This is a genomic window from Loigolactobacillus zhaoyuanensis, assembly GCF_003946385.1.
In the GTDB taxonomy this organism is placed as follows: Bacteria; Bacillota; Bacilli; order Lactobacillales; family Lactobacillaceae; genus Loigolactobacillus; species Loigolactobacillus zhaoyuanensis.
The window spans coordinates 30,964-44,729 of record NZ_RHOE01000016.1 but is presented as its reverse complement, the minus strand read 5'-3'; the positions used below and the strand labels follow the sequence as shown (position 1 = coordinate 44,729).

At 42.2% G+C, this 13,766-nt stretch carries 11 protein-coding genes; 4 read left to right on the top strand and 7 right to left on the bottom strand.

Annotated elements, in window-relative coordinates; all coding sequences use genetic code 11:
• Positions 1-147 precede the first annotated feature (147 nt).
• On the bottom strand, positions 148-1,068 hold the full coding sequence (locus EKM76_RS05255) for an IS30 family transposase (protein WP_125549652.1): 921 nt from the start codon (positions 1,066-1,068) through the stop codon (positions 148-150).
• A 213-nt stretch (positions 1,069-1,281) separates the two neighbouring features.
• Between EKM76_RS05255 and EKM76_RS05250 the strand changes: the two genes are divergently transcribed.
• Entirely contained in the window at positions 1,282-2,058 is a 777-nt protein-coding gene (locus EKM76_RS05250; RefSeq protein WP_125549651.1) for a MurR/RpiR family transcriptional regulator, read from the top strand.
• A 482-nt stretch (positions 2,059-2,540) separates the two neighbouring features.
• Positions 2,541-6,476 (top strand): MMPL family transporter, encoded by a 3,936-nt coding sequence (locus tag EKM76_RS05245; RefSeq protein ID WP_125549650.1) that lies wholly within the window; start codon positions 2,541-2,543, stop codon positions 6,474-6,476.
• Positions 6,477-6,864: 388 nt separating this feature from the next.
• Here EKM76_RS05245 and EKM76_RS05240 read toward each other — a convergent pair whose 3' ends face one another.
• The 5 genes from EKM76_RS05240 to EKM76_RS05220 form a co-directional block, all read right to left on the bottom strand.
• Positions 6,865-7,794, bottom strand: a complete 930-nt coding sequence (locus tag EKM76_RS05240) for an ADP-ribosylglycohydrolase family protein (RefSeq protein ID WP_125549649.1) — start codon at positions 7,792-7,794, stop codon at positions 6,865-6,867.
• A gap of 120 nt (positions 7,795-7,914) precedes the next feature.
• Entirely contained in the window at positions 7,915-8,550 is a 636-nt protein-coding gene (locus EKM76_RS05235) for a DUF4767 domain-containing protein (RefSeq protein ID WP_164507600.1), read from the bottom strand.
• An 83-nt stretch (positions 8,551-8,633) separates the two neighbouring features.
• On the bottom strand, positions 8,634-9,215 hold the full coding sequence (locus EKM76_RS05230) for a uracil-DNA glycosylase family protein (protein WP_125549647.1): 582 nt from the start codon (positions 9,213-9,215) through the stop codon (positions 8,634-8,636).
• Positions 9,216-9,285: 70 nt separating this feature from the next.
• Positions 9,286-9,930: a DNA alkylation repair protein gene (locus tag EKM76_RS05225; protein WP_125549646.1), complete on the bottom strand. Its 645-nt coding sequence runs from the start codon at positions 9,928-9,930 to the stop codon at positions 9,286-9,288.
• Positions 9,931-9,941: 11 nt separating this feature from the next.
• Entirely contained in the window at positions 9,942-10,673 is a 732-nt protein-coding gene (locus EKM76_RS05220; protein WP_191986906.1) for a class I SAM-dependent methyltransferase, read from the bottom strand.
• A 201-nt stretch (positions 10,674-10,874) separates the two neighbouring features.
• Here EKM76_RS05220 and EKM76_RS05215 point away from each other — a divergent pair, with 201 nt between their 5' ends.
• Complete coding sequence (locus EKM76_RS05215; protein WP_125549644.1) at positions 10,875-11,312, top strand: MarR family winged helix-turn-helix transcriptional regulator; 438 nt, start codon at positions 10,875-10,877, stop codon at positions 11,310-11,312.
• A gap of 35 nt (positions 11,313-11,347) precedes the next feature.
• On the top strand, positions 11,348-12,736 hold the full coding sequence (locus EKM76_RS05210) for an MDR family MFS transporter (protein ID WP_125549654.1): 1,389 nt from the start codon (positions 11,348-11,350) through the stop codon (positions 12,734-12,736).
• Here EKM76_RS05210 and EKM76_RS05205 read toward each other — a convergent pair.
• On the bottom strand, positions 12,722-13,453 hold the full coding sequence (locus EKM76_RS05205) for a sulfite exporter TauE/SafE family protein (RefSeq protein ID WP_125549643.1): 732 nt from the start codon (positions 13,451-13,453) through the stop codon (positions 12,722-12,724). The two genes, EKM76_RS05210 and EKM76_RS05205, sit on opposite strands and share 15 nt — an antisense overlap.
• Between the last annotated feature and the right edge of the window lie 313 nt (positions 13,454-13,766).

Genomic DNA, 13,766 nt, shown 5'->3' with positions numbered 1-13,766 from the left:
ATAGTTGCTTATAAGATTTTTTGATGGTATCTTTAGATTGGGTCATGAAGTCCGTCCTAACTTATTGGTTTTGTCACTTATAAGTTTAAGGCTTCATGGCCTTTTTGGTCTAGTTATTTTGGTGTTGCACTTACATTGTAAATCCGGCTAACGCAGATTACGCAAAAAGATCTCAATCGGTGTTCGCCAATTTAAACATTTGAGTGGTCGGGAATTCAAATACCAGTTAATTTGAATCAATTCATCATCGGTAATCTCATCAATCGGTTGACCTTTGGGAATGAAGCGGCGTAGTACTCGGTTGCGATTTTCATTACTGCCTCGTTCATGTGGCGAATAAGCGTGCGCAAAGTACAGCGGAACACCGGCCTGTTCTTCAATCAAATTGTAGTTGGCGAATTCTTTCCCATGGTCAACAGTAAGGGTCTTGAGATTATCTCCTAACTGGTTAGCCAATTCTAAAATAGCCTTGGTCATTGAAGTACTATCTCGTCCATTAAGCCGTTTAACGATGGTAAGCCGACTCTTACGATCGACAAACGTAGCTACTGCTTGACCTTTACGTTTTCCAGATAAAACTGTATCAGCTTCGAAGTGACCTGAAGTATTACGATCAGAAATTTCAGCTGGACGATCTTCGATGGAACGTCCATGACTAAAACTACCACGGGTTTCTTTAGATCGTTTGCGACGAATACCATGGTCAGGTAAATCAGTCACATTAATATCCAGTAGTCCCTGATCAATCCAGTTATAGATGGTTTTGTAGGCAATTCTAACTACATGAGCCACTTGTTCAATTGACCATTTTTGGATCTTGATTTTTTCTTCAATCAATCGCTTTAGGTTAGTCGTTAAGATGGTTTTACGACCACGATGACTAAGTTTAACTTCATGGTCAGTTTGAGACTTAACTGCGTGATACTCACCAGCTAAGCGATGAACCTCATTAAAGATAGTGGTTTTACTAAAGCCTAAATAATCGGCAATATATTGAAGTGAGTGCTTTTCATGATGAAGTGTTTCGATGACAACGCGGTCTTCAAATGATAAAATAGTGGTGCCCATAAAGGTCCTTCTTTCTAATGGAATGTTGTGGTGACACCATTAAAGACCTTGATGGGTTTTTCTGTCCACTAATATGTTCAACTTAAATTTTACAATCTACCATATAAAAATAAAGGTCTATTGTCCGTTTCTTTGATAACGCTTTCAATTACTTATAATGAAAACTGTTTTATTAGTTAAAACTAGTTTCACATTCTTTTAGGAGGCTAAAATATGCGGTTTGAAGAAGTTATTAATACCAATATTGAACGCTTGACCCAAACAGATATTTCAATACTACATTTTATTATTGAAAATAAGCAAAAATGTATTGCGCTTAAAGCTAGTGAACTAGCCGAGTTAACCTATTCGTCAACAGCTGGATTGACTCGCTTATCAAAACGTCTAGGTTTCTCTGGATTCTCGGAATTACGTTTTTTCCTTGCCCAAGAATTATCTGAAACTAAGCATGCTAAGCAGAACTATAGCAAACTACTGACAAACGATATTCAACAAACGCTTAAACTGATCGCACAAACTGATCTTTACCCAATTGCTCAATCGATTTCTAGCGCACATCGCATCTACGTCTTTGGAACCGACTGGGGTGAACAGCGTGCTGCTGAAACGCTAGCCCGTAATTTTCTAGGTTGTAACCAACCTTTTAGCATTATTCCTTCGATTACCGAATTGAATTGGACCGTACAATTTATGACGGAAAACGATTTATTGATCTTAATTTCTTTTAGCGGTGAAGATGTAGAGCTTAATCACATTTCTAACCAGCTAAAATTAAAAAGTATTCCTACACTTTCGATCACTCCGTTAACGAAAAATTCACTTTCAACTAAAACCACTTATAATCTTTATTATCAAACCACTAAAATTGAATTATCTGATAATCCTAATCTCGAATACAATTATTTTGCTGCATTAGAATTAACTGTAGATGCTTTGTTTAGATATTATGTTGATAACATTTATTCAAAAAATAATTTGGAAACACCATAGCCCAGTAAATAAACTGGATAACCAAAATAGTGATGGCGTTTTTTGCCATCGCTATTTTTATTCAAAAATTTAAATACCGTACTTTTTGCTATTACTAATTTGGAAAATATCAACAACAAGGGGTGTGGTCTGACTCAATTCATCTAAAAGCCGACGATCAGTATAAAATATTATCCAACTCTATAATGGACATTAAAAGTAATTGACAAATCAAAAAAAATGAGTAAGATAGTTGCATACAATACCTATGGAAAGTGAGGTTTCAAGCGTTTTCATTGGCAATGATTTTTTAACCTATTAGATCATATTTGGTAGGTTTCGCTGCGATATCTCTTTTTGCGATACATACTTAGCTACAAAATAGATACCACGGCATTCAGATTATTTTTAATAATGATCCACTACTGCGGAGTAGAAATGTGAATGCCTTTTTTAGACACTCTCTAACAAAGTAAATTAGATGAGGAAGAGATGTAAGTAAAATGAAACGCTTTTGGGAACGACATGTGGGCGCGTTAGTTGCTTGGTTAGTTGTGATCATCGTTGCGCTAGTTGCGATGCCTGACTCAACACGGCTGATTCGCGAATACGGTCAAACCAAGATTCCGGCGGCGGCGCAAAGCCAAGTTGCTTCGGTGATGCAAGATCATTGGGGCCGTGGCCAAGGTAATACACGCCAAGTCGTGGTGGTCTTTAATAACGGTAAGCATCAATTAACCACTGCACAAAAGGACAATATTGCGCAGACGGTTAAAAATTTGCGCACTAACAAGCAACATTATCATATTAAGTCAGTTACAGCAGCAACGGATAATTCCGCTACTCGCAAACAACTAATTTCTAAGGATAAATCCACACAATTAGTACAATTAATGGTCAGTAAAAAAGATACGGTCCGGCAAATGAACACGGATATCACCAAGGCAGCTAAAACAGCTGGCGTTAAAACGTACATTACTGGCAGTGATATTTTAACGGATTCCTTTAGTCAGGCCACTGAGGAAGGAATCAAGAAAACAGAAGTAATCGCCGCAATCTTTATTTTCATTGTGTTGATCATCGTTTTCCGTTCACCGATTGTGCCGGTTATTTCGCTACTGACCGTTGGTATTTCCGTTGTGACCTCCCTAAGCGTCGTCATGAACTTAGTTGCTCATTTCGGCTTTCCACTATCATCGTTCACGCAAGTCTTCATGGTGGTGGTGCTTTTCGGGATCGGGACGGATTACAATATTCTACTGTATGATCAATTTAAAGCCGAGCTCAGCAAAGGTCTGGATTCCGTGGCAGCAACACGAAATGCACGCCGCGTCGCTGGGCGGACGATTTTATATAGTGGCTCCACAATTTTAATCGGCTTTACTGCATTAGCTTTGGCTAAATTCTCCGTTTACCGTTCCGCGGTTGGAGTGGCGGTTGGGGTCGCTGTTTTACTACTTGTTTTGTTAACGCTAAATCCATTCTTCATGGCTACGTTAGGCCGTCGGATGTTTTGGCCGATTAAAACGTTTAAAGGGAACAGCAATAGTAAATTATGGCATGGCTTATCAAAGAACTCGGTACGCCATCCCTTTATCGCGCTGGGGTTGGTTTTATTGGTCACCTTACCCTTTTTATTCACTTACAATGGTCAGCTAAACTACGATACGTTGGATGAATTAAGCGATAGTTTACCGGCTAAGCAAGGTTTCAAGGTAGTCCAGCAGCATTTCTCCAAGGGGACTGCCGAACCATCGACCTTGTATATTCAGGGCGATAAAAAGTTGGATCAAGAACAATACTTGAAAGTGATCGATCAAATCACGCGTAAATTACAAAAAGAACCCGGCGTTAAAACCGTCGCCTCAGTTACTGAACCTGGCGGCAGTAAAATTGAAGCATTGTACGCTGATAATCAGTTAGGCACTGTCACTAGTGGCATGAAAACGGCTGGTAAAGGACTGAAAACAGTTAATAGTGGCTTAAATGAAGCTAGTGACAAACTGGGCCAAAGCAATATGGCTAGTGGTCTCAGTAGTGTGCAACAGTTGATCAGCGGCACCGACCAACTGGTTACTGGTAGCAAACAATTAACCAGTGGTACCGGCCAACTTGCCAGTGGTGCGACTACTTTAAGCAACGGTTTAGGTACATTAAATAGTTCGACTGGAACATTGGCTAGCGGTGTTAATCAATTGACTAGTGGCGCCTATGTTTTGCAAAACAGCGTTGGTCAATATACCAATGGTGTTAGCCAACTGAATAGCGGCTTATCACAATTAGCCGGCAGTTCCGACCAAGTAACTAACGGCGTCCAAAGCTTGGTTAGCCAAAGTCGGCAGTTACCTTTAGCTGTCGCCGGATTAACCGCCTATAATAACAGCATTGCCAGCGGCGTCAGTGAAATCAATAACGCGCTAGCCGCCAATCAATCAAAATTAGCCGCCTTAAGTAGTGCGCAAAGTCAATTACAAGATCTCAGTAGTCGAAGCGCTAATTTGAAAAAAGAAGTTGACGCCGCTAAAACTATCGAGCCGCAACTATCTAAAATGCTCACTTTATTAGATAGTCTGCAAAGCACTAAAACAGATATCAGCGCGCTACAAACTAAAGCAAGCGCGCTTGAATCAACGCAGGCAACTTTGAAAACTGATTTACAACAAATTGGTGAACGCGATAACGCCGCTGCAACGGCCGATAAGTCAGTTATCGCTGCTGCGCAAACGATCTTGGATGATTCCACGGCAACAACAGCTTCTAAAACGCAAGCACAAGCGATCATCAAAACTGCCAACGCTAGTTTAACTAATAACTTAGCCGCCAACGGAGATACGTTGACACAGTTACAACAGCAAGCTAGTCAAACTCAGTTACCTGATTTATCTGGCTTAACAACATTGGCTGATCAATTGCCTAGTGACAGCGAAATCAGTAGCTTGAAATCACAATTAAGCGGCATGCAAACAATGCTTGATAATGCCGACTCACTGTTAGATCAAACTAGTAACCTTGCCAGTGCAGCTAGCGGCCTAAGTGACTTACAAAATCAAATGGCAACATTGACCCAATCATTGGCGCAGCTGCAAACAGCCGCCAATCAAGCCTCTAGCGTCGCCACACAATTGAACGCTGGTGTTAATGGTTCTGGTGTGAATACCACCGACCAAAATACGATCAACGCAACGATCGATCAATCGCAAATGCTGAGCCAAATCAATCAACTAGCTGCCGGCTTGCAGCAATATACTGGTGGTGTTGATTCTGTAGCCAGCGGCGCCGCGCAATTAAATGCTAACTCAGCGGCGCTAACTAGTGGGACTAAACAACTAGCGGGTGGTCTCGGCACGCTGAATAATCAAGTTCCAACCTTGACCAGCGGCATTAGTCAGTTAAACAGCGGTGCCACGCAATTGGCCTCTGGCGCAAATCAATTAAACGCTAAATCGCCTCAGTTAACGGCTGGCTTGATTCAAGTCGATAACGGTCAACGGACGATGTACACCACTTTGCAAGGTCTAGTTAGCCAAATGCAGACATTGCATAACGGTTTAGTCGACGCTAGCGGCGGTCTTACTAAGATTGGCAAAGGTGTTACTAGCGCAGATAAGTATTTAACCGGTTTGCAGGGCTCAGCCGCAGCGAAGAATTTCTATATCCCGGCTAATGTCTTGCACGGTAAAACTTTCAATGCCGCGATCAAGTCCTATATGTCAGCTAACAAGCACACGACTAAGATGACGATCGTTTTGGATTCTAATCCTAGCTCCGCCAAATCAATGGCGCGGATCGATTCACTGCAAAGTGAAGTCCAAAATGAGTTGAAAGGAACACCATTATCTGGTGCTAAAGTCGCGATCGGTGGCCAAACAGCTTCGATTTCTGACACGCATCATATTGCCAGCAGCGATTTCTTAAGAACAGCAGCGATCATGCTCATTGGTATTTTACTAGCCTTAATGGTGATCACCCGGTCAATTTTACAGCCGTTCTATATTTTAGGTACCCTACTGCTAGCCTACGTGACTTCGTTAAGTTTGACGCGCTGGTTCAGTTCTGCGATACTCGGCCAAAATATGTTGACTTGGAATACACCATTCTTCTCCTTCGTCATGTTAGTGGCATTGGGCGTTGACTACAGTATCTTCCTGATGATGAAATATCGTGAATTTGGTCTTACCGATGGCACCCCAAGCAAACGAATCATTGCCGCTTCCGGAGTTATCGGTGCAGTGGTTATTTCCGCCGCGATCATTCTCAGTGGTACTTTTGCTGCGCTGATTCCATCTGGCGTACTAACACTGATCCAAGTCGCAATGGCAGTCATCATTGGTTTAGTGATCTTAGTGATCATCTTACCGGTAGTGATCTCCGCCGCAATTCGTTTAACTTATCCGCTTAGTGATAAGTTAAATGACAATATTAAGAAACGTAAGCATTAAGCCAAAAAGAGTGTGCCATAAGACGGTTAGCTCCTGAGCATTAGCCTACTACTCCGCAATAGTGGATGATTTTCATACCGAAAATCTTTGATGTTACGGACGTTGACCATTTAACTAAGGCGAAGACCGCCAAGTTAAAACATGGCAGGCGGAGGGAGCTGCGACTTGGACTTGCCGCACTTCGGCAATAGTCCAATCGACAACGGGAAGCACGTTCTGTTTAGTGAATAAGCACTAAATTAAATACTTGCCAAACAGTGTTGTTTAGAACGAGCGACAGTGTCTTATGTCACACGTTTAAGCTATAATGTTCGGTAATAAAAAAGAGACTGCGACATAATATTACTTATGTCACAGCCTTTTTTTGCTATTTTTTGGAAATCACAAGTTAATCGCCAAACTTTTCTGTAAAATCAGTAATGATGGTGTGAATTTCTGGCGGTATGATCAGCGCTTGTTGCCACTGATCTGGTATGACCGTTTCTAGTTTTTGGCTGACATTGATCATTGCTGCTAATTGTGCGACAGTATCGGTGTCTTCGCCGAGGTTTACTGCCAATAAAGTAACTTCTTGAAAATCGTGCGCGACTAAATTACACCAAATTGCCGCCGCCAACGAATCAATAACGTAGCCACTAGACTTGATCGCCGCGCGCGGTAATTTTCCAAAGCCCCGATCAAAAATACACTGATACTTGGCTAATTCAACTTCAGTGAAGCCGACTAACTGTAATCGTTGCTGCAATGTACCCAATACAACTGTTAATTCAGTACCTAATAATAGCTCACGCAATAATTCAACATAGATAACACTGCCAATAACTGAGCGCTCATGCGCATGAGTTAAAATTGTATATTCGCGGATCATTGTTGATCGCTTCTTAAAGTCTTTTTCCGTTAATAGAATAATAGCTAATGGCGCAATTCGCATTATCGCGCCGTTCCCATTGGCAAATTCAGAGCGATCACCACACTCTAGCGGAGATACACCTTTACTGTAGTTCAAAATTGCGCGGCGAGTAGCATTGCCAATATCAAACAATTCATGATTGGGTGTATATTTTCCCGTTGTCATGTAAGCCAGCATTTTATCAAACAGCGTTACCATTGAGCCATTTTCAGTTAAGTTTTCCATTAAACATAGCGTTAATGACGAGTCATCTGACCAACTTCCAGCAGGCTGATCATAAGTCCCAAAGCCCAACATCGCGTCGATTCGATAACTATCACGCGGCTTAAATTCTACCGGTACACCTAGGGCATCACCAACTAGTCCAGCGTAAATAAATTGTTTGAGTTGCCGTTGAGTTAGTTGCATGGGCTAACATCTCCTTGATTACATACATTTATCTATCCTCAAAAATAGTGATCAATAAAAGTACAACTTAGAATCAGCGTCATTTATCATTGATACTTTGTGATCTAAGTACAAAATTCTCTATTTTTCAGCGATTTTTTTAAAGCCAGCCGTTAAATCTTGATTTTCCGTCGCGCGGAAATGTACCCCTTCGTTGGTCACATCCCCATTAGTTTGCTGCGTCACTAGCACAACTGGTTCTTGCTGGACATAAGCAAATAGATACAAGATTTCGCCCATTGCGTGAGCTGTTTCTGAATTACAGTAAATTGCCACCACGTCATAATCCGCTGTGCCGTTGCCATCATCTGACCAGGCAGCACTATATTTTTGATTATCGATATTCAGCGCAATTTTATCAAACTCACTAGGAAACGCAATGCCGTAATAGTTCGTATCATTTCCCGGGCCGTATGACTCATACTGCTGATTCATTGTTGTACCCCAAGAATCCATGAAATCAGCTAATTGTGCGGCCTTAGCTTGATTCCACAAGCTGGCCGGAGTCGCCGAACTCGATTCTGCTTTAGCAACCGAAGAACTACTACTTGATTGCTGTTTCAATGATGAATTTTCGGCTTTTAAACTGGCTAAATTAGCTGATTTTGAACTTGTCTGACTTGAATGATTTTCTGCTTGGTCAGCAGAACGGCCACAACCGGTTAAAATACCTAACGTACCTAATAACAATAAACTACCCCATAATTTTTGCTGCATCGATTTTTCCTCCTGTTTTGATGACCCAGCAAATCGTGGATCACCTTTTTTAATTAACTTAGTCCTGCCCATTTAAAATAACTTCAATCTAGAATTCGTCTGATATCTTGTTGTAAAGCCGGCACCACATCAGCTGCAAACCAGGTATTCTTGTGCATCCAGCCATAATTTAATGGCGAGGGATGGACCAACGGAAAATAGTCCGGTAAATAGTCCGCATATTGACGAACCGTTTCAGTTAACGTTTTTTGACGGCGCTGCTGCAAATAAAATTTCTGCGCATACTGACCGATCAACAACGTCAGCTGTACCTTAGGCATTAGCGCCAGTAATGGTTCATGCCATTTTTCAGCAAAACCTTTGCGCGGTGGTAAATCGCCGTGCGGACCTTTGCCTGGATAATAGAAATCCAGTGGCACAACACCGATTTTACCGGAATTATAGAATTCATCCTTGGTCACGCCCATCCACTCGCGTAGCCGGTCACCACTAGGATCATTCCAAAAAACCATTGATGCCTGGGCCTTTCTGCTTGGTGCCTGGCTAATTATCAAAATCTCTGCGGTTGGGATCACATGGTACAGTGGCTGAATTCCTTGCGCAGTAAAAAGCTGGTTTTGCGGATCAGCCTGAATTGCATTGAAAATTTCTGTTGCCGTTTGCATCGTCAGTCCTTCTTTAAAATTATTTATGCTTAATATAGTCGTCACAGTAATCTGGTTTTAAATCCATGATTTACAAATATTTACTCGCTTCACGCACCGCTAAATTACTCAACTGATACTCATTTAAGAATTGCATCACCCAACTAGGATTGAATTTACTATACTGCCGCAGCGCCCAACCAATTGCCTTTTGAATAAAAAATTCCTCGGTGTATTGATCAAATAAAATGGCTTGTGTTAGTAAATCTGTCTCGACCGCATCCCTTGCTTTCAGTTGCAACGTGATCGCAATCCGACGTTCCCACATATTGGGACTCTTGAAAAAAAGTTGAAAAACTGCTACCGTTTGTTCGGGATGTAACTGAATATACTTACCAAAAATCGTACACCAGTGATCAACGCTGTCCCACCAGCTTTTCTGCGTAATAAATTGCTTAAAGATAATAATATCTGCTAATTGCCATTTTTTAACATTATATTCGGCTAGATCAAGCGCTAAATACTGATACTCGCGCTGCTGGCGCGCATATAATTCCACGATCCAGCTATGTAATGTGGCCGGGTCAACTTGACGACTAGTTTGCAGCAGCGGTTTACTTTGCGCTCTACGTTCCGGCGACTTGACGCCGAGAAATATAAACCGATTTTTCATATAATGAGCCATTGCTGGCGCGTTTTCTGGATTTCCAGTAAATGTGAAATTTAGCTTTTCCATAAGTCTCCTCGTTAACGCTTGGTTGCGGCAATGATCAGCATCATCGGCCGCCGTAGTTCGTCACGCATCCCCAGTAGTTCGAGCATAGCTTGCGGTGGCATTGGTTCTTGCACATGATCGAGCGTAAACCCATTATTGACCAACCCTTCAATATACGTCGTCAATGTATGATGATATTTAGTGACCGGCGTACCTAAAAAATTAGCTGTGCGCTGGCCTTCGTCAAAGTAACGATCGACCGGGAAATACTTAATTTTACCATTAGCATCGTAGACCCAGTCTTGGGTACCGGCAGCAGTAAAGATAGGATGCTCAACGGAGAAAATAAATTTACCGTTAGGCTTGAGATAGTGGTGTACCGCCTGCGCTATCTCCGTAAAAGATTCTAAGTAATGAAATGCCAGCGAGCTCAACACGACATCAAAAGTATTTTCCGGAAAATCAACCTGGGCAATATCAGCCTGCTGATAGGTGACATTAGCCGCGGTTGTTTTCTGCCGCGCCACTTGCAACATTTGCGCTGACAGATCAACACCAGTAACGGCCTTGGCACCATGCTCAGCCGCATAAATACAGTGCCAACCATAGCCACAGCCTAAATCTAAAACCGTTTTGCCCGTAAAATCCGGCAATAATTTTTGCAATGTTGGCCACTCGCCTGCGCCAGCCAACCCAAGCTTACTCCGATTCATTTCACTATATTTCTTGAAAAAGGCGGCATCATCGTAAATATCAGTCATCATAAACCTCCCGCTTAACTATTCTTATAATTTGCAATCAACGGATAATACGCGTAACATAATTCGTATACGAAATATTCGTGTACGAACAATAGTAATAACGTTATACCAACACTATCGCATTTTAGTCTTAGCCACGCAATACCAGTTGTGGCAAGTTTTTTTTAATTAACAGAAATCACCCTAATACTTAAGGAGTCACTAATGACTACAGATGAAACTCAGATCAAAGAACTAATTTTTTCCTTGCGTTCGTTACGTAAAGAGACTCGGCGAATTTTTGCTTATCAGGCTAAGAAACAACAGTTAACTGAGACTTGGATCATTGCGTTAAGCGCGCTGACTCGCAAAGATCCCAGTTCGCTGGACGAATTAGCCCACGCGCTCCAATTGAGCAATAGTACGACTTCAGGCATCGTTGATCGTATGATTGCCGATGGTTTAGTCACAAAGGAACGCGATGAAAATAATAAGCGACGGATCAATATTCGCCCCACCGATAAAGGCCGCCAAAAATACGCTGATACTTACGCCGATTATTGGGAAAAGTTAGCGCCAGTCAATGCTATTGATCAAACTAAATTGACTGAGTTATTGGCCATCCAAGCAGAACTTTTAGAAAAGTTAGAAGGGATCAAATAGTGGCAAAACAAACAAAAAATAATAATCAACGCATCATGCTGGTCTTAGTCATGGGAACTTTTCTGGCTTTTTTGAACCAAACTTTAATGAACGTGGCCCTACCTAGTATCATGCGTTCATTCAATATCACTGCTGCGTCTGGTCAATGGTTATCCAACGGCTATATGTTAGTTAACGGGATCATGGTGCCGCTGACTGCTTTTCTGATTCAGCGTTTCACCACGCGCCAACTTTATTTAGCAGCGATGTCGGTTTTTGCTTTTGGTACGATCATCGCCGGTATCGCGCCTAGTTACCTTCTCTTGATCACTGGCCGGATGATCCAAGCTGCTGGTGCTGGTGTGATCGCGCCACTGATGAACGTTTCGATCATGAACATGTACGCCGCCAACAAACGCGGCACGGCAATGGGCTGGGTCGGTTTAGCACTAAATTTTGCTCCTGCGCTTGGCCCAACGATCTCCGGCTATTTAGTTGAACAATATAGCTGGCGCTGGCTTTTCTTTTCAATCGCACCTTTGATCATCTTGGATATTATTTTTGCCGCATTTATGCTACGCAATCTTGGTACTAATGAAAAAATCAAACTAAATTGGAGCGGTGTCGTTCTTTCTAGTGTCGGCTTAGGCGCGCTTTTGCTAGGCTTTAGTAATGCCGGCAGCCTACCACTATTGTCTGGCAAAGTGCTTGGCTTTAGCTTACTTGGCTTGATCGTAGTCGCAATTTTTGTTTACCAACAAACCCATACTACCAACCGATTACTTAACTTCAACGTTTTTAAAAGCCACAACTTCATTATTGCCGTTATTGTCAATGTCTTCTTAATGATGGCGTTATATGGTGGCATGTTGCTGCTGCCACTGTATATGCAAAATGTAATGCATTATAGCGCGCTATATTCTGGCTTAGCAATGCTACCAGGAGCCTTAGTGATTGCAATAATGTCGCCGATCAGCGGCCGCATGTATGACCAATGGGGCGCTAAATATTTATCTTTTAGTGGTGTGATCGTCTTGCTGATCGGTACCTTAATGCTGAGTCGAGTCAGCCTGAATTCCAGCTTTGCGTGGGTGGCCCTTTCACAAGCAGTGCGCCAATTAGGCTTATCCGTGGTCACGATGCCCATTCAAACTGAAGCCTTCAATTCACTACCACAAAAACTCATTCCCGATGGGTCAGCCATGTACACGACCATTCGCCAAGTATCCGGCTCATTTGGAACGGCGCTATTGATCGGTATTATGAGCGTCTTGGAAAAGAATAATATCGCGCAACTGGTCACTGACCATAGCTTAAAAGTAGCGACTCAACTAGGTTCTTTACAAGCAATCAAAACAACCTACCTCATTGCTGCCGTCTGCGTTTTGATCAGCGGCCTACTGACTTTAAGTTTCCGCAAACGCGACTTATTAGCGGTAAAATAATAAGCCACCAAAAATAATTAAAAGCATATAGATATATTTGACCAACGTTTCACGGGCAATATGAGTGCTCAGCCAATTACCTAATGGAATCACGACGAATAATAACGGGATAATGATCACCAGCAACTGAATCACTTTCATCGTCCAAAAACCGGAGACAACCTGGCTGGCAACCACGATCATCCCAACGCACACAAAATGAGCTTGCAAAATACCGCGTAGCTGCTCAACCGGCCAGCGTTTTAAGCTGCCATAAATTACAACTGGCACGCCATGACTATTGTAGGCACTGCCTAAAGCACCGGAGATCAATCCGGCTAGATAGTCCCAACTATTAGCGTGTAATCGCGCTTTGCCCGGTTGCTGCCGCCATAATTTATACAAACTGTAGCCGCCATAACTAATTAAAAATAAACCAAGTAGGTGTAGAATCAAGCGACTGGCAACTGTTTTGATCAAAAAAATCCCGAGTGGCACACCAAATAACGAACCGAGCACCAAACGACGGACTACCGCAAAATCAATCTGCGCCCGAAATTTAATGGTCGCCGGTAAAGCCACCAATAAACCTAAAGCGCCGATCAACGCAGTCGCGGATTGTAGATCAAAACCGACTAGTGCTAGTAAAGGCATTGTCACCAGCGCTTCGCCAAAGCCGAAAACGGTCCGCACTAAAGCCCCGAACAGCGCAATTAAAATGATTAAGAGTAGCGACATTTATTTGCTCCAATCTGATCTGATCTCGTTCAATCCATTGTAACAAACCCACATGATCGAACCAAATTAATCATATAAAAACGGCCCTTTAAAGTTAGGCTTTTGATCTGACTTTAAGGGGCCGTTTCGAGTTTTGATTAGGTATCCGTTCTTTACTCGAATAAATTAAGCTAGCCGCAATCCATAACCCTTTTATTGGCGTTCCCAGCTACCTAGCAAAGAACGTTAAGACTAAAATACGGCGCCCAGTTTTATACATCCGCCAATTAGACACTGACTATATTGTTTTTCGGTTAACTTCTAAATTCAGCAA

Excerpts from the sequence above, each read along its gene's own strand:
- EKM76_RS05255 (WP_125549652.1), bottom strand. The coding sequence starts at position 1,068 with ATGGGCACCACTATTTTATCATTTGAAGACCGCGTTGTCATCGAAACA.
- EKM76_RS05215 (WP_125549644.1), top strand. The coding sequence starts at position 10,875 with ATGACTACAGATGAAACTCAGATCAAAGAACTAATTTTTTCCTTGCGT.
- EKM76_RS05250 (WP_125549651.1), top strand. The coding sequence starts at position 1,282 with ATGCGGTTTGAAGAAGTTATTAATACCAATATTGAACGCTTGACCCAA.
- EKM76_RS05240 (WP_125549649.1), bottom strand. The coding sequence starts at position 7,794 with ATGCAACTAACTCAACGGCAACTCAAACAATTTATTTACGCTGGACTA.
- EKM76_RS05225 (WP_125549646.1), bottom strand. The coding sequence starts at position 9,930 with ATGGAAAAGCTAAATTTCACATTTACTGGAAATCCAGAAAACGCGCCA.
- EKM76_RS05210 (WP_125549654.1), top strand. The coding sequence starts at position 11,348 with ATGCTGGTCTTAGTCATGGGAACTTTTCTGGCTTTTTTGAACCAAACT.
- EKM76_RS05235 (WP_164507600.1), bottom strand. The coding sequence starts at position 8,550 with ATGCAGCAAAAATTATGGGGTAGTTTATTGTTATTAGGTACGTTAGGT.
- EKM76_RS05230 (WP_125549647.1), bottom strand. The coding sequence starts at position 9,215 with ATGCAAACGGCAACAGAAATTTTCAATGCAATTCAGGCTGATCCGCAA.
- EKM76_RS05220 (WP_191986906.1), bottom strand. The coding sequence starts at position 10,673 with ATGATGACTGATATTTACGATGATGCCGCCTTTTTCAAGAAATATAGT.
- EKM76_RS05245 (WP_125549650.1), top strand. The coding sequence starts at position 2,541 with ATGAAACGCTTTTGGGAACGACATGTGGGCGCGTTAGTTGCTTGGTTA.
- EKM76_RS05205 (WP_125549643.1), bottom strand. The coding sequence starts at position 13,453 with ATGTCGCTACTCTTAATCATTTTAATTGCGCTGTTCGGGGCTTTAGTG.